This is a genomic window from Brevibacterium ravenspurgense (genome assembly GCF_001584615.1).
In the GTDB taxonomy this organism is placed as follows: domain Bacteria; phylum Actinomycetota; class Actinomycetes; order Actinomycetales; family Brevibacteriaceae; genus Brevibacterium; species Brevibacterium ravenspurgense.
In genome coordinates, this window is sequence record NZ_LQQC01000001.1 from 16,232 (window position 1) to 34,629 (window position 18,398).

18 protein-coding genes and 1 tRNA gene are annotated in these 18,398 nt (G+C 63.0%); 13 read left to right on the top strand and 6 right to left on the bottom strand.

Going from position 1 to position 18,398, the window contains the following annotated elements; translation table 11 throughout:
• Positions 1-94: 94 nt before the first annotated feature.
• Positions 95-178: transfer RNA gene (locus tag Bravens_RS00070), tRNA-Leu, on the top strand.
• Between the two features lie 291 nt (positions 179-469).
• On the opposite strand, the gene Bravens_RS00075 is transcribed toward Bravens_RS00070, so the two are convergent.
• On the bottom strand, positions 470-760 hold the full coding sequence (locus Bravens_RS00075; protein ID WP_062019240.1) for a metal-sensitive transcriptional regulator: 291 nt from the start codon (positions 758-760) through the stop codon (positions 470-472).
• Between the two features lie 165 nt (positions 761-925).
• On the opposite strand from Bravens_RS00075, the gene Bravens_RS00080 reads away from it, so the two are divergent.
• From Bravens_RS00080 to Bravens_RS00105, 6 genes are all read left to right on the top strand, one after another.
• Positions 926-1,105: a hypothetical protein gene (locus Bravens_RS00080; RefSeq protein WP_062019242.1), complete on the top strand. Its 180-nt coding sequence runs from the start codon at positions 926-928 to the stop codon at positions 1,103-1,105.
• A gap of 142 nt (positions 1,106-1,247) precedes the next feature.
• Entirely contained in the window at positions 1,248-1,526 is a 279-nt protein-coding gene (locus Bravens_RS00085) for a mycoredoxin (protein WP_019174058.1), read from the top strand.
• Positions 1,527-1,667: 141 nt separating this feature from the next.
• Positions 1,668-3,896 (top strand): bifunctional copper resistance protein CopD/cytochrome c oxidase assembly protein, encoded by a 2,229-nt coding sequence (locus Bravens_RS00090; RefSeq protein WP_244878082.1) that lies wholly within the window; start codon positions 1,668-1,670, stop codon positions 3,894-3,896.
• Between the two features lie 200 nt (positions 3,897-4,096).
• A complete protein-coding gene (locus Bravens_RS00095) occupies positions 4,097-5,434 on the top strand; it encodes an MFS transporter (RefSeq protein WP_062019245.1) in 1,338 nt (445 codons plus the stop codon).
• Between the two features lie 88 nt (positions 5,435-5,522).
• On the top strand, positions 5,523-6,275 hold the full coding sequence (locus Bravens_RS00100; protein ID WP_062019247.1) for a 3-hydroxybutyrate dehydrogenase: 753 nt from the start codon (positions 5,523-5,525) through the stop codon (positions 6,273-6,275).
• A gap of 101 nt (positions 6,276-6,376) precedes the next feature.
• Positions 6,377-6,562 (top strand): hypothetical protein, encoded by a 186-nt coding sequence (locus Bravens_RS00105; protein ID WP_157452664.1) that lies wholly within the window; start codon positions 6,377-6,379, stop codon positions 6,560-6,562.
• A gap of 64 nt (positions 6,563-6,626) precedes the next feature.
• Here the strand turns inward: Bravens_RS00105 and Bravens_RS00110 are convergent, their stop codons facing one another.
• Entirely contained in the window at positions 6,627-7,496 is an 870-nt protein-coding gene (locus tag Bravens_RS00110) for a LysR family transcriptional regulator (protein ID WP_244878083.1), read from the bottom strand.
• A gap of 212 nt (positions 7,497-7,708) precedes the next feature.
• Between Bravens_RS00110 and mmsB the strand changes: the two genes are divergently transcribed.
• Together mmsB and Bravens_RS00120 are read left to right on the top strand one after the other, a co-directional pair.
• Positions 7,709-8,623, top strand: coding sequence for a 3-hydroxyisobutyrate dehydrogenase (mmsB, locus tag Bravens_RS00115; protein WP_062019312.1), 915 nt, complete (start codon positions 7,709-7,711; stop codon positions 8,621-8,623).
• Positions 8,624-8,778: 155 nt separating this feature from the next.
• Positions 8,779-9,546, top strand: coding sequence for a YggS family pyridoxal phosphate-dependent enzyme (locus Bravens_RS00120; protein ID WP_062019251.1), 768 nt, complete (start codon positions 8,779-8,781; stop codon positions 9,544-9,546).
• Between the two features lie 98 nt (positions 9,547-9,644).
• On the opposite strand, the gene Bravens_RS00125 is transcribed toward Bravens_RS00120, so the two are convergent.
• From Bravens_RS00125 to Bravens_RS00135, 3 genes are read right to left on the bottom strand one after another with little or no spacing between them, the layout of a single operon-like run.
• Positions 9,645-10,898, bottom strand: a complete 1,254-nt coding sequence (locus tag Bravens_RS00125; protein WP_062019253.1) for a MalY/PatB family protein — start codon at positions 10,896-10,898, stop codon at positions 9,645-9,647.
• A gap of 28 nt (positions 10,899-10,926) precedes the next feature.
• Positions 10,927-11,709 (bottom strand): HNH endonuclease family protein, encoded by a 783-nt coding sequence (locus Bravens_RS00130; protein ID WP_062019255.1) that lies wholly within the window; start codon positions 11,707-11,709, stop codon positions 10,927-10,929.
• A 6-nt stretch (positions 11,710-11,715) separates the two neighbouring features.
• Positions 11,716-12,570, bottom strand: coding sequence for a fumarylacetoacetate hydrolase family protein (locus Bravens_RS00135; RefSeq protein ID WP_062019257.1), 855 nt, complete (start codon positions 12,568-12,570; stop codon positions 11,716-11,718).
• A 181-nt stretch (positions 12,571-12,751) separates the two neighbouring features.
• Here Bravens_RS00135 and Bravens_RS00140 point away from each other — a divergent pair, with 181 nt between their 5' ends.
• The 4 genes from Bravens_RS00140 to Bravens_RS00155 all read left to right on the top strand — a co-directional run bounded on the left by Bravens_RS00140 (position 12,752) and on the right by Bravens_RS00155 (position 17,624).
• Positions 12,752-13,477, top strand: coding sequence for a DedA family protein (locus Bravens_RS00140; RefSeq protein ID WP_062019259.1), 726 nt, complete (start codon positions 12,752-12,754; stop codon positions 13,475-13,477).
• 155 nt (positions 13,478-13,632) lie between these two features.
• Positions 13,633-14,598 (top strand): diaminopimelate dehydrogenase, encoded by a 966-nt coding sequence (locus tag Bravens_RS00145; RefSeq protein WP_062019261.1) that lies wholly within the window; start codon positions 13,633-13,635, stop codon positions 14,596-14,598.
• Between the two features lie 8 nt (positions 14,599-14,606).
• Positions 14,607-15,440 carry a histidine phosphatase family protein gene (locus Bravens_RS00150; protein WP_062019263.1) on the top strand — a complete coding sequence of 278 codons (834 nt, stop codon included), beginning with the start codon at positions 14,607-14,609 and terminating at the stop codon, positions 15,438-15,440.
• A 243-nt stretch (positions 15,441-15,683) separates the two neighbouring features.
• Positions 15,684-17,624 carry an NHL domain-containing thioredoxin family protein gene (locus tag Bravens_RS00155; protein WP_062019265.1) on the top strand — a complete coding sequence of 647 codons (1,941 nt, stop codon included), beginning with the start codon at positions 15,684-15,686 and terminating at the stop codon, positions 17,622-17,624.
• Positions 17,625-17,750: 126 nt separating this feature from the next.
• Here Bravens_RS00155 and Bravens_RS00160 read toward each other — a convergent pair whose 3' ends face one another.
• Positions 17,751-18,251 (bottom strand): hypothetical protein, encoded by a 501-nt coding sequence (locus tag Bravens_RS00160; RefSeq protein WP_082790941.1) that lies wholly within the window; start codon positions 18,249-18,251, stop codon positions 17,751-17,753.
• Between the last annotated feature and the right edge of the window lie 147 nt (positions 18,252-18,398).

Below are 18,398 nucleotides of genomic sequence, written 5' to 3' on the forward strand. Positions count from 1 at the left end.
CCGTCGGGCCTGGGGTGGGGTGCCGCAAGAGTGGTTTTGGCGCCCGTTTTGCTGCTGAGCGCTACATGTGTGTATAGTTTCTTTTTGCTGCTTCGCGCGAGTGGCGGAATTGGTAGACGCGCTGGCTTCAGGTGCCAGTGGTGGCAACATCGTGGGGGTTCAAGTCCCCCCTCGCGCACAGATTCAAAGCTCGGGCATCGGAAACGATGCCCGAGCTTTTTGCTTGCGACTGTGCGCACACCCGTTAGCAATGAATCCACGCTTTAGCCGTAGTCAGACTCCCGTTAGCAAGTGAAACTCCCGTTAGCAGTTGTTGCTAAGGCGCAGAATCCGGCTAAAGGGTGTGTGGAGGTTTTAGATCGAGGTGCCGGGCTGGCAAGAGGCCGAGGTGCCGGGCCGGTAGGCGAGCGAGACGCGGGGCTGGCTGGGTGCACTCGGCGCCTGTGCGCACACCCGCAGCGCCGCCCGTTCAGGCCAGCGACAGGAAGAGCTTCTCGAGTTCCTCCGGCTGGAGTTCGCCGTCAGGATCGGTCAGGCATTCGCGCAGCGCGCTCGAGATCATGAGGAACCCTGCGCGGTCGAGCGCTTTGGACACCGCGGCGAGCTGCTGAATGGAGGTGCGACAGTTGACGTCGTCTTCGACCTGCCTGATAACGGCGGCCAGCTGACCTTCTGCTCGGCGCAGACGGTTGAGGACTTTGCGCTTGGCTTCGGCGGGGGTGGCACCTTCGCTTGGAGCGTCGACTGTCTCGGTGTGCATGTGCAATTCTCCTGCTTTCATCCGCGATCAGGGGTGCGCTGAGGCCGGCAATATATGCCCGATCAGCTATGCAAAGTATACCCCCGGGTGTATATTGGGCGCGGAGTGTTCAGCTCGATCGCGCAGCTGAACAACGCGCATTTACGCATCTAAAAGGAGAAACATATGTGCCGACCAGTCACCTGCCGTGTGTGCAATAAAACGACGTGGGCCGGATGCGGTGAGCACGTGGCCGATGTCAAAAAGCAGGTGCCGGCCTCGCAGTGGTGCGATGGCAAGCACTCCGACGCAGAAAAAGCGCAGGCCGGTTCGGGCGGATTCTTCGCGCGCCTGTTCGGTCGCTGATCCCCGGTCGGTCGGCTGACTCAGCCGACCTCCACCTCGTCTGCTTTTCGGGGGCACGAGGTGGAAGGAGAGGGAATAAGGTTCCCGCGCCTTTCGTTCCCAATGCGGCAAGACAACGCGAGACTCTGCATAAGGAGTGTTCATGTCCGACATCACCGCACCCTTCCTTCCCGAAGCCGGCACAGTGACCATGTTCACCACATCGTGGTGCGGCTACTGTAAGCGTCTTATGCCCCAGCTGAAGCAGCAGGGCATCGAGTTCCGCGAAGTCAACATCGAAGAGATTGAAAACGGTGCCCAGGTTGTCGAGGCAGCCAATGACGGCAACCAGACCGTACCCACTCTTCTCTACGCGGACGGCACCACCCAGACCAACCCGGGAATCGGCGAAGTCAAGAAGAAGCTCGAAAGCCTCGCCTGAGAAGCACCGCTCATACCTCTTTGCCGCAGCGACCAGGACCCCTGGCGCTGCGGCTTTTCCGCGCTCTGAGCGTTCCGCGTCGGTCTCAGCAGAGGGTGACGTCCCAGCGGCCGTGTCAGAGGGCCTTAGTACCCTAGGGGCATGCGCCCGAATGATCGTTCCTCTGGTTCTGCGGACTCCAAACGAGCTTCGTCAGCTGCCGTGCTCGCCCGCCGTTTGGCCATTCCGCTCTTCACGGTCGTCGGCGCCGCTTTCGGGGCCTGGGCGCTCATGTACACCGGCGCCACGAATCCCATGCTCGTCGGGGACTCTGGTCCGCTGGGCCGCATCGGCCTGCCGATCGCCGAATTCTTCTTCCAGGCGGCCAGCGTGGTGGTCATCGGCGCCATCATCCTCATGATGCTCATCCTGCCGCGGTCGAAACCGCAGCGCCGTCGCGGTGCGGGAGCGCGCAGGGCAGAAAAGAAAGCCAAACAGCTCGCGGCGAAAAAAGCTGCGGCCGGCAAGGCATCGGCCACTGGGGAAGCAGCGGCTGCTGCAACATTGACTGCTGAGGCCACAGCAGCGTCCGCTTCTGGTGCAGACGCGTTCAAGACTGACCGCAAAGCGGACCGCGACGTCGAACTCGACCCATCGTGGGCGGCAGCGCTCCTGACAGCGCAGATCGGGTCGATTTTCCTTGTCCTGTCTTCGGTTGCCACCCTGATTCTGCGCTACGTCAACACCGCCGGCACGGCGGCGACAAACGCAACGCAGGCCGAATTCTCCGCCCAGCTGGGCGCCTACATCACTCAAATCGACTCGGGCCGACTGTGGTCGCTGGTCGTGGTCACCGCCATCGTCATGTCGATGATCCTGTTCGCCACCCGCAGCTTCGCCGGCATTGGCTGGACGGCGCTTCTGACGGTGCTCATCCTGCTGCCGCAGGCGCTCATGGGTCACGCAGCAGAAGCCAAAGGTCACATTGAAGCCGTCAACAGTCTGGGCCTGCACCTGGTTGCGGTCATGGCGTGGGTCGGCGGACTCGTGGTCCTCGCGCTGATCTCACCGACCCTTACGGGACGGCAGGACCTGGGCGAAATCATCAAGCGCTACTCGACGATCGCCCTGTTTTCGATCGTCATCATGGCCTACTCCGGCTTCGTCAACGCGACACTGCGCGTCAAAGGCCTCGACGACTGGCTGACCCCCTACGGGCAGCTGGTTATCATCAAGGTCGTCTTCACCGTCATCCTCGGCCTGATCGGGTTCTGGCACCGCGAACGGATCATCGGTCGGCTTGGCTCGAGCATGCGCGCCGCCGCAGAATTCTGGCGTTTGGTCCTTGCCGAGATCGCCATCTTCGGTGCGGTTGTCGCCATCGGCATCGTGCTCGCCAGTTCGCAGCCGCCAGTCCCGCAGGAGCTGCGCTCGCAGCCCACCCCCTCGGAAATCCTTTCCGGCGAACTCCTGCCGCCGGAACCGCTGTGGTACAACTACTTCCTGCAGTGGCGCTTTGACCCGCTGTGGGTGGTCATCGGCGTCGGGGCCTCAGTCCTGTACATCATGGGCTACCGCGAACTGAAGAAGCGCGGCGGACAGTGGCCTCTGTGGCGCACCATTTCGTGGGTGGGCGGCATGGCCATGCTCATCTATGTCACGTGCGGCGGTCCCATGGTATACGGCCGCGTGCTGTTCTCCGGCCACATGATCCAGCACATGCTGATTGTCATGCTCGTGCCCATCCCCATGGTTGTGGGCGCTCCCATCACGCTGCTCATGCGTGCCATCCACCCCCGCCAAGACGGTTCGCGCGGTGTGCGCGAATGGATCCTCATCCTGGTGCACTCCAAGTACATGCGCTTCTGGGCCCACCCGATTGTCGCGTCGATCAACTTCTCCGGTTCGCTCATCGTCTTCTACTACAGCGGCATCATGTGGTACGCGCTGAAGTACCACCTGGGCCATGAACTTATGATCATCCACTTCCTGGCGGCGGGCTATATGTTCGCGCAGGCCATGATCGGCGTGGACCCCGGCGTGAAGCGCTTCCCCCACGCGGTGCGGTTCGTGGTGCTCCTTGTGACCATGACCTTCCACGCCTTCTTCGGCATTTCGATCATGACCACAGAAGTGCTCATTGAACCCGAGTGGTACGGCAACATGGGCCAAACGTGGATCAGCGCCCTTGACGACCAACAGCTGGGCGGCGGAATCGCGTGGGGCATCGGCGAATTCCCCACACTCATCCTGGCGTTCACCGCCGCGGTCCAATGGTCGAAGGCTTCCGATCGCGAAGCCAAACGAAAAGACCGCGCAGAAGCCCGTTCCGGTGACGCCGAACTGCGCGCCTACAACGAATACCTGGCCTCACTGGGCGGCAAACGCTGAATCTCGTCCCCCTGTGCGTCCCGGCACAGGGTGAGTGCGCATTTTTTCATTGCCGAATGGCGGTACGAAGGCCCTTTGCGGCTCAGTGTGCGCTTATAGTGGGTCATCTCACAATTGCGTGAGCGCTGCTGCCCGCGCCGCCGCGGCAGTCGACAGACCCGCGCGTTGAGTCGCACGCACTATGAGGCAAAGGAGCCGAAATGGCAATGGACGTTCAGGAGCGTCGCGGCCTGCAGAAGGTCGTCGCCGCCTCGATGGCCGGAACGGTCGTCGAATGGTATGAATTCTTCCTCTACGGGTCAGCTGCGACCCTGGTGTTCAACCACATCCTCTTCCCGCCGTCAGACAACCCGCTCACCCCGATTCTCGCGGCGTTCGTCACCTACGCGGTCGGCTTCATCGCCCGCCCCGTCGGCGGCATTGTGTTCGGCCACTTCGGCGACAAGCTCGGCCGTAAGAAGCTGCTGCAGCTGTCGATCATCCTTGTGGGTGTTTCCACCTTCCTCATGGGCTGCCTGCCCACATACCAGGCGATCGGCATCATGGCGCCGATCCTGCTGGTGCTCCTGCGCTTTGTGCAGGGCTTCGCAGTCGGCGGCGAATGGGGTGGCGCTGTGCTTCTGGTTGCAGAGCACTCACCGAAAGAATCCCGCGGTTTCTGGGCCTCCTGGCCGCAGGCCGGTGTGCCCCTGGGCAACCTGCTGGCCACCGCCGTCCTGTGGGTCCTGTCCACCACCCTCGATGACGCGCACTTCATGTCCTGGGGCTGGAGGATCGGCTTCTGGCTGTCGGCTGTCATCGTGCTCATCGGCTGGTACATCCGCACGCAGGTCTCTGACGCCCCGATCTTCAACGAAACCAAGGACGCCATTGACGACGGCGCGGCCGAATACGGTGTGTTTTCGGTTCTGAAGAAGTACCCGCGCGGCGTCCTCTGCGCTATGGGTCTGCGCCTGATTGAGAACATCCACTACTACCTGGTGGTGACGTTCACGATCACGTACCTGTCGGTCGAAGTGAACATCAAGTCCAGCGAAATCCTCGGCCTTCTGCTGGGTGCCCACGCCATCCACGCCTGCCTCGTGCCGCTGGTCGGAAAGATCACCGATATCATCGGACGCAAACCGCCCTACCTGGTGGGAATTCTGCTTGCCGCATCCTGGGGCTTCTTCGCCTACAACCTGTACTCGACGGGCGAGCCGTTCAACATCTTCATCGCGATGCTTGCAGGCCTGGTGTTCCACGCCCTCATGTACGCGCCGCAGCCGGCGATCATGTCCGAAATGTTCCCCACCCGCATGCGCAACTCCGGTGTTTCGTTCGGCTACCAGGTCACGGCCATCGTCGCCGGGTCCTTCGCCCCGATCATCGCTGTGTTCCTGCTGGACAAGTTCAATTCGGCCATCCCGATTGCGATCTACGCCGCAATCGCCGCGGTCATTTCGCTCATCGCCCTGGCGTTCACCAAGGAAACGCGCGGCATCGACTTCGCGGACATCGACCGCGCCGACGCCGAACGCTTCGGTGTGAAGCTCTGACCAAACCGCGCATTTGCGCATAGGCGGGCGCCGCTCGTCTTATCCGCGGCACTCAAGCACCGATTCCCTAAAGCAGGAGGACAACACGATGGCAGAAGGTCGACTGAACGGACGAAACGCCCTTGTGACGGGAGGCGCTTCCGGCCTGGGCCAGGCGATCGCGGAAGCGTTCGCCGCTGAGGGTGCGACCGTCACGGTGGCCGACATCAACGGCGATGCTGCGAAGGACATTGCCGAGAAGATCGGCGGGAAGCACTGGCAGGTGGACCTCGCGGATACAGAAGCGCTTGATGAGCTCAGCCTGAACTACGACATTCTGGTCAACAACGCCGGCATCCAGCACATCGAAGCGCTTGAAGACTTCCCGCTGGACAAGTGGCAGCTGATCAACAAGCTCATGCTCGAAGCGCCGTTTGTCCTGACAAAAGCGGTTCTGCCGGGCATGTACGAACGCGGTTTTGGCCGGATCATCAACATGTCGAGTGTGCACGGGCTGCGCGCATCGGCCTACAAGTCCGCCTATGTTGCGGCTAAGCACGGGCTCATGGGGCTCACCAAGACCACCGCGCTGGAAGGCGGGCCGAAGGGCGTAACAGCCAACGCCATCAACCCCGGCTACGTCATGACTCCGCTGGTGGAAAAGCAGATTGCCGACCAGGCCCGCACTCGCGGGATCTCCGAAGACAGTGTGCTCGAGGAGGTCTTCCTGGGCCATTCGGCTGTGCCTCGTCTGCCCGAAGCTGACGAGGTGGCGCAGCTGGCCGTATTCCTGGCCTCTGATGCCGCGGGTGTCATCACGGGATCGGCACACTCGATTGACGGCGGATGGTCGGCGGCATGAGTGCTGGGTCTGGTGGTGCGGGCGAGCGTGGACCTGGTGAGAGCGGAGCTGCTGGGCGCATGCCGGGCAGCCGCACCGGCACTCGAAAAATCCTACGCTGGGTGAGCATTGCGGCACTTACCGCCGTGGTGCTCGCGCTGCTTCTGTTCACGGTCGCCGGTTCGTCGCAGTCGGGAGTGTTCTTCTTCGCGCTCATCTGTGCGGCGGCTGCCGGTGTCCTCACCATCTGGGCGGTTATCGGCTGGGTGTTTGAGTTCCTCGACAGGAAGCGTGCGTCAGGCCAGTGAGCAGGGGTGCTGAGCGCCGCGCGTGCTCAGGCCAGGGGCTGACAGTCCGCCGTCACGCCTGCAGTCATTCACCGTCCGGCACCGTCAGGGCGCGCACAACGGCCTGCACGGCAGTGCGCCGCAGTGCTTCGGGCCTGACAACAGCCCAGTAGTGCACGGGCAGCGAAAAATCGGGGATCACCCTGGTGAGCCCCTCGCCGGCAAAGGTCGGCAGAAGAGCCACACCGACACCTCGGCGGCAGGACTGGACGTGAGCCAATGCCGAGTTCGAATAGAAGTGCCCGGCCGGTTCTGGCAGCACGTTCCACGCGCTTTCCAAGCTGGCCACGCCCAGGGAGTGCTCGGCGTAGTAGATCAGCCGATGCGCCCGCAGATCCTCCGTGGTCTGCGGTGCCTGTGCAGTGGACAAATAGCTTTCAGAAGCGTAGAAGCCCAGCTCATAGGGCCTCAGGTGGTGGACCGTGGCGTTGGAAACATCCGGTTTTTCCACCACGATCTCAACGTCAAAACCTGACCTGTGCTGGCGTGCCCGCTGCGTGGAAGTGGTCATCTCAATGTTGAGGCGCTTGTGTTCAGCCTGCAGCTGAGCCAGAGCATCAACCGCATAGAACATGGCAAAAGCCTCGGGGCAGGCAATGCGCACGTTCCCGTACATCGAGGTGTCCGGCGCATCGGCCTGAATTGAGCCGAGAGCCTTCTCGATCATTTCAGCACCCGGCATCAGCCTGCGGCCGGCCGCACTGAGCTCCCAGCCGTCGGGTGTGGCCGTCAGAAGAGTTTCGCCGATCGCCTTTTCGAGGTTCGCTATGCGCCGCGACACCGTCGTGTGCGTCACCCCCATGCTCGCGGCCGCCGCCGTGTACTTGCCCAGACGAGAAACGGCCAGCAGGGCAAGCAGATCATCCGGAGACACCGGGGGACGGGAGACGTTCATGGTGCCAGTCTACTGAGCCGAATGTGCGCTGACGCACTCCCGCGGTGCGCAAGTGCCGTCCGAAAACAGGGCCGAACAGTGTGATCTGCGCAATGCCCGGCGTTATGCTGAACATGAATTTCAGCCGCTTAGCAGCGCACCGCGAGTGCAGAAGCACAGCCGGTGCAGACAGTCGGGCGGCAGTGTGCACTCACCATTTGCAAGGAGGCATGATGGCAATCATCGGTTGGGTAGGTCTGGGCAACATGGGACGCCCCATGGCAGCAAACCTCGTCAAGGCAGGCCACACAGTTCAGGGATTCGACGTTGTCGAAGCCGCAGTCACCGCTGCAGCAGAAGACGGCATCACCCCGGCGAAGTCAATTGAAGAGGCCGTAAACGGCGCCGAAATCGTGTTCACCATGCTTCCCAAGGGCGAACACGCCCGCTCGGTCTACCTCACCGACGGCGGTGTGCTCGAAGTTGCATCGAAGGACACCATCCTCGTGGACTCGTCCACCATCGACTTCGACACCGCCCGCGCCCTGCACGACGCGGCACGCGAAGCCGGCTACGTCTTCCTCGACGCTCCCGTTTCCGGTGGTGTGACCGGCGCGGCCGCAGGCACCCTGACCTTCATGGTCGGCGCTGAAGACGAAGACTTCGAAGCAGCCAAGAAGTACATCGAGCCCATGGCCGGCAACATCTTCCACGCCGGTGGCGACGCCGCCGGTCAGGCCGCCAAGATCGTCAACAACATGATGCTGGCCATCAGCGCCCAGGGTGTTGCCGAAGGTGCTGTGCTCGCTGATCGCTTCGGTCTTTCGCACGAAACGTTCCTCAACATCGCCAAGGTGTCTTCCGGTGACTCGTGGCCGCTGCGCACCTGGTACCCCGTGCCCGGTGTTGTCGACACCGCGGCAGCCAACAACGGCTTCAAGCCCGGCTTTGCAGTGTCGCTCATGCGCAAGGACCTCGGTCTGGCGCTCGCCGGCGGCGAAACCCAGGGTGTCCCGCTCGATGCCGCACAGCTCGTTGCCGACAAGCTCGACAAGCTCATCGACGAAGGCTGGGAACTGGCCGACACCATGGCTCTGATCCGCAACATCGACCCCGAAGCTGAAGGTCTCCCGAAGAACTTCAGCTGACGGGCCCTCACCAGACCCACTGACGAGGTGGAGGTCGGCACAGTGCCGACCTCCACCTCGTGTTTTGGGGCAGGGGAGTGGGGCGCGGCCCGGCGGGGTAAGCACAGCCCCGGCTACCCTTAGGGAAGCTGTGTTTTTCTAGGCGAGGAGTGCCCGTGACGAATGCTGATGAGCCGATTCTGACCGATGCTGAGCGCGACGAGATCCGCGCCAAGCTGGACGATGTTGCCCAGCGTGCCGAGGCCGCCGCGAAAGCAGCGGGACGAGGCTACGGCGGCGGCAATCCGGAGGCTGCGGCCGAGGACGTCAAAGTGCTCCTGGCAGTCAAAACGCAGCCGGTCCAGAAGATCCGCACGGCCATTGAGCACGGCTACCGGCTGATCGGTGAAAACCGGCAGCAGGAACTCACCGCCAAAGCCGAAGGGCTGGTCGACCTCAACCCGGTCGCGCACCTCATTGGGCCGCTGCAGCGCAACAAGGTCAACCACACGCTTGCCGTCGAATCGTGCACGTGTATTGAGTCCATTGACAACATGCGCCTGGCCCAGCGGATCGACAACCGGCTGGAGCTGCTGGAACGCGACAGCCTCGACATCTTCATCCAGGTCAACACCTCACGCGAAGACAGCAAATTCGGTGTCGCCCCAGAAGAGGCCGAACAGCTGATCGAAGAAGTGCGCGGGCTTGAGCGCCTGCGGATCCGCGGGCTCATGACCATCGGACTGCCCGGATCAACGGTCGACGAAATCCGGCCCTCCTACGCTGACCTGCGCGAACTGTCGCAGCGCCTGCGCGACAGCGGAGTCCTGCCCACCGATGCGGTTGAACTGTCGATGGGCATGTCCGCTGACTTTGAACTCGCGATTGAAGAAGGCGCCACGATTGTGCGCGTCGGCTCGAGCGTTTTCGGCGCTCGCGACTGAATTTTCGGCGGGAGCGGGCGCTATTCGCAGCTGAGACTGCGCTGCGCTGAAGCGGCGCCGCGGCCCGGCACCAAGCGCCGGGCCGCGGCGCTCCTTGCTTACAGCTTGCGGATGGCTGCGGCCATAGCTTCGAGTGCGTCCTGCACAATGGGCCGCGGTGTTCCCATGTTGAAACGGACCCAGCCCTTGCCGGCCTGTCCGGTGGTCGCGCCGTCGTTCATGGCCACACGGGCTTCCTGCAGGAAGAACTGCTGGGGGCTCACGCCTTCGGGCAGGCGGGGGACCAGCGCGTTCGCATCGAAGAACGACAGGTACGTGCCCTGCGGTTTGATGTAGCCGAGCTCCGGAAGCTCTGCCGCTGCGAAGTCGGCAATGAAATCACGGGTCTGCTCGAGGTAGCCAAGTGTGTCGGCCAGCCATTCGCCGCCCTCGCGGTAGGCGGTGATGCCCGCGATGACACCCGGAGTTGCGGCTGTCGCAGAGAACTGCGTTCCGTGTTTCTTCCAGGCGGCAAGGTGTTCGTCGTTCGTGAAGATCAGCTGAGCGCACTTCAGGCCAGGGGTGTTGAACGACTTGGTGTGTGAGGTTGCGGTCAACGTGTGTCGTGCCGCAGCCTCTGAGGTCGAAGCGTAGGGAATGTGCTGGAAGCCGCTGTAGGTCAGCGGTGCGTGGATTTCATCCGAAAACACCAGAGCGCCGTTCTTTTCGACGATCTCGGTGATCTTTTCGAGTTCAGCCCGCGTGTACACGCGGCCGGTGGGGTTGTGCGGGTTGCACAGCACCAGCACGCCGCCGGGACCGCCGTCGGGGCCTGCCGTGGACAGTGCGGCATCGATCGCTTCGAAGTCCATTTCCCAGTGCCGCCCGGCAAGCGGGGCGGGTACCTGCCCGTCAGCAGACGAGGTGGAAAGCAGCTCCGGGGAGGGTTCGTCGACGATCTTCTGCGGCACCTCGACATGGTCGCGGAAGAACGCGCCGGGGACGGTGAGGAACGGCATGTACGCCGGTGTGGGCACCACGATTTTGGCGCCGCGGGGCGCCAGAATGTCGAGGAAGCCTCCCATGCCCAGCAGAACATCGGACGCGGGGAACACGTTTTCAGCGGGGAATTCCCATCCGTAGCGCGAAGCGTAGAACTCGGAAGTGGCTTCGCCCAGGCCCTTCAGCAGTGCGGGCGGGGTGTAGCCGTACAGCTGGTTTTCGTCGATGACTTTGAGAGCTTCGCGGATGGCCGGCGCAATGCCGAAGTCCATTTCCGCAATCCATGCGCCGATCGCCCCGGGGTATTCCGCCCACTTTCGGCTGCCGCGCTCTTCGATCTGCTTGCGAGTGATGCTGTCATACGGGTGCATGAAGCCAGCCTAGCGGCGTTCACCCGCCTCAGCACTTGTTGAGCACTCGTTCCATGGCATCGCGTTCGGGTTTCGTGACCCACAGGGAGTACTTTTCCTTCACCCGGATCTGCAGGCCCACATAGGTGCACCGGTAGGACTTGTTCGGCGGCAGCCACGAGGCGGCGTCCTTATTGCCCTTGGCGGAGTTCGTGGCTCCGTCGACGGCAATGAGGTTGAGCGGATCGTTGGCGAACTCGATCCGCTGTTCTTGGGTCAGTTGCTGCGCGCCGGTGATCCACGCGTTGTGCAGGGCGACAATGTGGTCGATCTGCACTTTCTGGCTGGTGGTCTGGCCGCGTACGAAGTCGATCCGCTTGCCCGTGTAGGCGTCCACCAGAGTGCCGGACATGACTTTGCAGTGACCGTCGCGGGTGATGTTGACGAGGTCCCGGGCCAGAATGTCGTCGCGAGTGCGGCAGCCGTTGAAGTCGGTATCCGTCCAGGCCTTGCCGAACTTTTCGACCCGCCCGTACCCGGTGGCCGGGGCTTTGCCCTTCACGGGCAGCTTCTTCAGTGCGGCCAGTGACTTCTGGGCGCCGGGGTTTGCCGGCCCCACGTCCGAGGTGCCACCCGGCTTCTTCTGCGCCTGCGGCCTTTTCGGGGGTGGAGTGGGTGAGGGGCTTGGCCCTTCCGATGGAGCTTCGGCTGCCGTCGGAGTGGCGTTCGGGACGGATGTTTCACCAGGTGAGGATTCCGGCAACGGGGCACAGCCGTTGAGGACGAGCAGTGTTGCCAGTGCTGCCGGAGCCCACCTGCGTGGTGAGCGCACAGACGGTCAGCCTTCGCGCTGGAAGAATTCTTGACGCTGCGAGCCCAGTCCGTCGCCTTCGAGTTCAACAATGTCACCAGGAGCGAGGAACGGGTGGGTTCCGGCCATGGCCACACCCGCGGGCGTGCCCGTCGACACGATGTCGCCGGGTTCAAGAGTCATGTACTGGGACAGCTTGTACACGATGGTTCCCACGTCGAAGATCATCTTCGAGGTGTTGCCGTCCTGGCGGACTTCGCCGTTGACCAAGGTGCGCAGACCGACATTGTTCGGGTCGATGGAATCAGCGGTCACAACCTTCGGGCCGACCGGTGTGGAGCTGGGCATGTTCTTGCCCAGACCCCACTGGGGTGTGAGGTTCTGGAAGGCACGTTCGGAGACATCGTTGACCAGGGTGAAGCCGGCAATCGCGGCAAGGCCCTCTTCAGCTGAAGCCAGTGCGTGGGCGCGCTTGCCCATGACAAAGCCGAATTCGACTTCCCAGTCGGTTTTCTCAGAGCCCGGCAGAATGCCCACGGGGTCATTGGGGCCGACGATCGTGCCCGGGTGCTTGAGGAAGGTGACCAGATTGGTGGGAATCGGCTGGCCCGCTTCTGCAGCGTGGTCGGTGTAGTTCAGGCCAATGCAGATGACCGCCTGCGGCGAGGCGATCGGAGCCCCGATCCGCTTGCCTTCGGCATCAAACGGCGGCAGCTGGCCCAGTTCAACCAGCGACTGCAGTTTGGGCAGCCCCTCCGCCCAGAAGCGCGGGCCGAAGTCCCCGCCGAATTCGCTGACGGCAGAGCTGGCATCGAAGTACCGTTCACCGTCCGTGACGACCGGGGTTTCCTGACCGGCCTGACCAATCCGCATAAGCTGCATCGGTTCCTCCTGTGTTTTCTTCAATCTAGACCAGGGCACTGACACGCGGGCTCCCGGGGAGCCGAGCTCCGCCTCGTCAATCCGAACCCCACCTCAAACGAGGCGAAGGGCACACCCGGCTGTTCGGCATGCACACAGAAAAACACGGCATAGTAGTGGGGACGCATACAGAAGGACACTCATGCTCGACACTCTTGCCGCCGCCTCAGCGGGGGCGACCGACATCATTGCCGCTCCGGCATTCCTCGATCCACAGCGGATCATCGAATCAGCAGGCCCGTGGATGCTCGCGGTCGTAGCACTCATCGTGTTCATCGAATCCGGTGTGCTGTTCCCGTTCCTGCCCGGTGACTCGCTGCTGTTCGTGGCAGGCCTCATGTCACCGGCAATGGGCGTTCCCCTGTGGCAGCTGATCCCCGTCATCTGGATTGCCGCCATCTGCGGTGACCAAGTGGGGTACTTCCTGGGCTACCGGTTCGGCCGCAGGCTCTTCAAGGACGACGCCCGCGTTCTGTCGACAGCCCACCTGCGCCAGGCGGAAGAGTTCTTCGTCAAGCACGGCGGGAAATCGCTGTTCCTGGCCCGCTTCGTACCGATCGTGCGGACCTTCGTGCCGCTGGCCGCCGGCGTCGCGCACTATAAGTACCGCAAATTCATCTTGTGGAACGTGGCGGGCGGTCTCACGTGGGGCTTTGTGCTCCCACTGGCCGGCTACTACCTAGGCACCTTTGACATCATCCGCGAACACGTGGACCTGTGGGTGCTCGTCATCATCGGCCTATCGCTCATCCCCGTGGCCATCGAAGTCATCCGCGAACGCCGCGCCTACAAGAGGGAACAGGCTGCTCGCGAGGCCGCCGGTCCGGTTGAAGCGCAAGAAGCTGAAAGCGAAGAGCACGGGGCCTGATCTGCGCTTTCCCACTTTCTGAGCGCGGGAAAGGGCCGCCGTTTGCTGTGAATCTGTCGATAGGGTCGTGGCGGAAGCAGGCGTAGAGTAGCAACCCGGAGCGGGCTTAACGCCGTTTCAGAATCTATGCGCCCAGAGCGCGAAGGAGTGAAACGATGACTCAGAAGATCAGTGCAGCAATCGTCGGCTACGGAAACCTCGGCAAGAGCGTTGAAAAGCTCATCGCCAAGCAGCCGGATATGGAGCTCTACGGAATCTTCTCCCGCCGCGACTCACTGGAGACCGACGCAGCCGTCTACCCCGTGGCAGAAGCCGCCGAGCACAAAGACAAAGTCGACCTTCTGTTCCTGTGCCTGGGTTCGGCAACTGACATCCCAGAACAGGCTGCGTCATTTGCCGAAAACTTCACAACCGTCGACACCTACGACAACCACCACCTCATCCCCGCCCACCGCGAAAAGATGGACGCTGCTGCCAAAGCCGGCGGCACCGTCGCCATGATCTCCACCGGTTGGGACCCCGGTATGTTCTCGATCAACCGCACCATCGGCGAAGCTCTGTTCCCCAACGCCCAGCAGAACACCTTCTGGGGTCCAGGACTGTCACAGGGCCACTCCGACGCCGTGCGCCGGGTGGAGGGTGTGAAAGCCGGCGTGCAGTACACGCTGCCGAAGGAAGAGGCCCTGCAGGCGGCCAAGGAAGGCCGGGGTGACGAGATCACCGGCGCGAACGCCCACCGTCGCCGCGTTGTCGCAGTTGCCGACGAAGCAGACCAGGAGCGCATCCGTCAGGAAATCGTGTCGATGCCCGACTACTTCGAGCCCTACGAAACGACCGTTGAGTTCGTCAGCCAGGAAGTCTTCGACCGCGAACACCAGGGCATGCCCCACGGTGGCCACGTCATCACCTCGGGTGATCTTGGCGGTACGCACAGCTCGGTCGAATTCACCCTCGAACTCGAGCGCAACCCCGACTTCACTGCCGCTTCCCAGCTGGCCTACGGCCGTGCCGCGGTGCGCATGGCTCGCGAAGGCCGCACGGGTGCCGTGACGGTTCTCGAAGTTGCGCCGTACCTGCTGTCGACTGCCAGCCTTGACGAACTGGTGGCCCGCGACATCTGATTGTCTGTATGACTCGCATTGTTCTGGCCCGCCACGGGCAGGCCTCAGCGCACGCGGAGGACTACGACGTTCTGTCGCCTCTGGGCCACCATCAGGCCCGGCTGTTGGGCGGCGGGCTTGCCGCTCTGAAGCTGCACGATCCCGTGGTTGCCACCGGCACCCTCAAGCGGCAGATCGACACGGCGTCGATCATCTTCGGTGACGAGCTCGAGGCTCTGCGTGACGAGCGGTTCAACGAATACGACCACCGCCGCGTGATGGCTGAGTACACCCCGGACATGAAGCCGGGGGAGCCTGGCCGGCTGGACCGTGCGATGGCCCTGTGGATGGCCGATGCACAATCGGATTTCCCGCCGTTTCTGCGCCGCGTGATCGCCGCCTACCGCGACTTCTGCAAGCGTCTGCCGGAAGGCCGCGACGGGCTGATCATCAGCTCCGGGGGTGTGTCCGCGGTGATCTCCGCTTGGCTCATGGCGGGCCGGCCGGAGGTCTTCGCAGGACACGCTCTCGAGGCGCCGTCGGCCGGATCTTCCACCGCCGGGATTCTGGACTTCGGTTTGGAAGGGCACGACTTCACCCAGGAAACGGGGCCCGCGGCGTTTCTTGATTTCGGCGCGGGCTTCCCGGCGGATACAGCCGGTGGGCCCGCTGGCAGGCCGAAGTTGTCCGCTGCTGAAACGGCGGATGCCGCGCGTGCTGTTCGCGAAATCGAACAGGTGGTGCTGTTCAACAGCGAGTTCGTCAACGCTTCGATGAGTCAGACCGACGGCCGCCGACTCATCACCTTCAACGAGCACGCTCACCTGGGCCCGCCCGAAGAGGGCCGCATCACCCCGCACTGAACGCAGATCGCTGCCGAGGGCAGATTATCCCGAGACTCCCTTTAGCCGGATTCTGCGCTTTAGCAACAACTGCTAACGGGAGTTTCTGTTGCTAACCGGAGTCTCTGTGCGGCTAAAGCGTGGATTCGTGGCTAACGGGTGTGGAATCCGCCTCAGGCTGGCTTGGCGGCACGTGGGCGAGGGGCGTCTCAGCTGCCGGGTGCAGTGCACCCCACTACGACCGTGTTTGGAACAATGAACGCTATGACTGAACCTTCTTCACCCCGTCTGCGCGCACCCGAACTCGTGGGGCGCCGCTGGATCAACACCGGCGGCAAAGACCTTTCGCTGCAGGATCTGCGCGGCAAGATCGTTCTGCTGGACTTCTGGACGTTCTGCTGCATCAACTGCCTGCACGTTCTGGATGAACTGCGCGAAATCGAAGAAAAGTATCACGACGAACTCGTGGTGATCGGCGTGCACTCGCCGAAGTTCGAATTCGAGCGCACCGTCGAAGCCGTCGACCAGGCGGTTGAGCGCTACCAGGTGGAGCACATTGTGCTCGACGACCCCGACCTCGTGACATGGCAGGCCTACACCGCCCGGGCGTGGCCCACGCTGGCGCTCATCGACCCCGAGGGCTACCTCGTGGCGAAGATGTCCGGCGAAGGCCACTCGAAGGGCATCACCAGCCTTATTGAAGACCTCGTCGAAGAGCACCGCGCCAAGGGCACACTGCGTTCCGGCAACGACCCCTACGTGGCACCGGAGCCGCGCGAAGGCGAACTGTTCTACCCGGGCAAACTCATCCGCCTGGAAACCGCCGGCCACGAAGGCAACATCCTCGTGGGCGACTCCGGCCACCACAGCCTCGTCGAATACGCCCCGGACGGTGTCACGAAGCTGCGCCGCTACGGCGCGAAAGAACGCGGCTTCGTCGACGGTCAAGCGCTCGCCTCTGACGCCTCGACAGGCACCGAAGCCGCGCAGGCGCGCTTCTCCGAGCCCGGCGGCATGGCTGAACTCAGCCCGGAACTGGCTGAGAAGGTCGGCTACCACGTGGTTGTCGCCGACACCGTCAACCACGCACTGCGCGGCCTCAACCTGGACACCGGCGAAGTCACGACAGTTGCCGGCACTGGCGAACAGTACATGGTCGGTGCGGCTGACAACACCGTCGAAGGTCGCAGCACGGAACTGCGCTACGACGGTCCGGCCCGCGGCATCAAGCTCTCCAGCCCGTGGGACGTGCAGTTCGTACCGGCAACCGGCGATGTCATCATCGCCATGGCCGGCAACCACACCATCTGGGCGTTCAACCCGGAAAAGGACACCGTCCGCCTGTTCTCCGGCACAATGAACGAAGGCCTGACCGACGGTGGGCCGGAAGAAGCCTGGTACGCCCAGACCTCCGGCCTTGCGCTCACAGCCGAAGGCCAGGTGCTTCTGGCAGATTCGGAAACCTCGGCACTGCGCAGCCTCAACCCGGCAGACGGCACGGTCGAAACCTATGTGGGCACCGGCCTGTTCGACTTCGGCTTCCAGGACGGACCGTCAGCCGAAGCTCGCCTGCAGCACCCGCTGGGCGTGGCAGAACTGCCAGACGGCTCGATTGCGATTGCAGACACGTACAACGGCGCCATCCGCCGCTACGACCGCACGAGCGACGAAGTTTCGACCCTCGCCCGTGACCTGCGTGAACCCTCCGACATCCTCGTGGTCACCCCGGAAGACGGCGATGCGTACCTGCTGGTTGCCGAATCCGCCAACCACGCGCTGACCGCCGTGACGATCCCTGCCGAAGCTCTTGAGGTCAACGAAGGGCAGAAGCAGACCAAGCGTCCGCCCACGGAAATCGGCACGGGCACCCTTGACGTCGAAGTGCACTTCACCGTCCCGCAGGGCCAGAAGCTCGACGATCGCTGGGGAGACCCCACGTGGCTGCAGATCTCTTCGACCCCGCCGGAGCTCATTGCCGACGGCGCCGGGGGAGCGGAGGGCCAGACCCGCACCATCACCCTGGCCGAAGGCTTCACGGAGGGTGTTCTGCACGTGACGGCCCGCGCGGCATCCTGCGATGGCGAACCGGGCGGCGAAATCCCGCTGCACGCGGCCTGCCACCTGTACCAGCAGGACTGGGGCATTCCGCTGGTCATCCGTGAGGGCGGTCCCGACCGCCTCGACTTGGACCTCCGCGGGGTCTGACCCCACTCCCACGCACGAGGTGCCGCCCCGGTGAGTTTCCGAAACTCGCCTAAGCGGCACCTCGTCATTTCAGGGTTCGATCTGTGCGTTAGCTATATTCTGCTCTGTTGTGCCCGCAGAGGGCTCTCAGAGCTCGCCATAGGTGTGATCACGCGGGCTCTGCGGTTTGGCGAGCCCCTGCCATAATGCGGAATTGCGCCCGTAGTCCGCAAAGAGCTCAGGAAGAAGCGGGTCAGCGACTTTGGTTCGGCACGCCATATCGTCGAGCGAGGCGATCACGTCAAGCACGGACCGAGACTCGAACTGGCCGAATTTTCGCTTCGCCTTGTTGCGCACATTGTTCGGTGTTGGCCCGGCATCAAGGACAGAATGGTGCCACAGGCGGCTGTGGTGCGCACAGCGGTAACGAAGGATATGACGATCCTTGCTCCGGTCGATGTCGCGCAAGCAGGATATGACGGTCGGTTCACGGTCCTCGATCTCGGTGTAGAAGTCCTTGTCGAGGTAGCGGCCGTAGGCTCCATGCTCGTCGGCAATAGCCCGGGCGCACTCAGTTTGGTCAGCCACGATGAGGCCTCGGCTGACTAGAAGGTCGACCTGCTCGTCCCAGGACAGCGGCGGTTTCACGGGATACCCCCAGAATGAAAAGGCCCCTCCCATTTGAGCTTCACCGAGAGGCTTGGGAGGGGGTCGATTAGTCTCATTTTAGCAGAACCACGACTTGGTTTCCATCCACGCACGAGGTGCCGCCCCGGTGAGTATCGAAAACTCACC

Excerpts from the sequence above, each read along its gene's own strand:
- Bravens_RS00090 (WP_244878082.1), top strand. The coding sequence starts at position 1,668 with ATGCGCCCGAATGATCGTTCCTCTGGTTCTGCGGACTCCAAACGAGCT.
- Bravens_RS00080 (WP_062019242.1), top strand. The coding sequence starts at position 926 with ATGTGCCGACCAGTCACCTGCCGTGTGTGCAATAAAACGACGTGGGCC.
- mmsB (WP_062019312.1), top strand. The coding sequence starts at position 7,709 with ATGGCAATCATCGGTTGGGTAGGTCTGGGCAACATGGGACGCCCCATG.
- Bravens_RS00125 (WP_062019253.1), bottom strand. The coding sequence starts at position 10,898 with ATGCACCCGTATGACAGCATCACTCGCAAGCAGATCGAAGAGCGCGGC.
- Bravens_RS00110 (WP_244878083.1), bottom strand. The coding sequence starts at position 7,496 with ATGAACGTCTCCCGTCCCCCGGTGTCTCCGGATGATCTGCTTGCCCTG.
- Bravens_RS00085 (WP_019174058.1), top strand. The coding sequence starts at position 1,248 with ATGTCCGACATCACCGCACCCTTCCTTCCCGAAGCCGGCACAGTGACC.
- Bravens_RS00135 (WP_062019257.1), bottom strand. The coding sequence starts at position 12,570 with ATGCAGCTTATGCGGATTGGTCAGGCCGGTCAGGAAACCCCGGTCGTC.
- Bravens_RS00150 (WP_062019263.1), top strand. The coding sequence starts at position 14,607 with ATGACTCGCATTGTTCTGGCCCGCCACGGGCAGGCCTCAGCGCACGCG.
- Bravens_RS00140 (WP_062019259.1), top strand. The coding sequence starts at position 12,752 with ATGCTCGACACTCTTGCCGCCGCCTCAGCGGGGGCGACCGACATCATT.
- Bravens_RS00155 (WP_062019265.1), top strand. The coding sequence starts at position 15,684 with ATGACTGAACCTTCTTCACCCCGTCTGCGCGCACCCGAACTCGTGGGG.
- Bravens_RS00100 (WP_062019247.1), top strand. The coding sequence starts at position 5,523 with ATGGCAGAAGGTCGACTGAACGGACGAAACGCCCTTGTGACGGGAGGC.
- Bravens_RS00075 (WP_062019240.1), bottom strand. The coding sequence starts at position 760 with ATGCACACCGAGACAGTCGACGCTCCAAGCGAAGGTGCCACCCCCGCC.
- Bravens_RS00095 (WP_062019245.1), top strand. The coding sequence starts at position 4,097 with ATGGCAATGGACGTTCAGGAGCGTCGCGGCCTGCAGAAGGTCGTCGCC.
- Bravens_RS00145 (WP_062019261.1), top strand. The coding sequence starts at position 13,633 with ATGACTCAGAAGATCAGTGCAGCAATCGTCGGCTACGGAAACCTCGGC.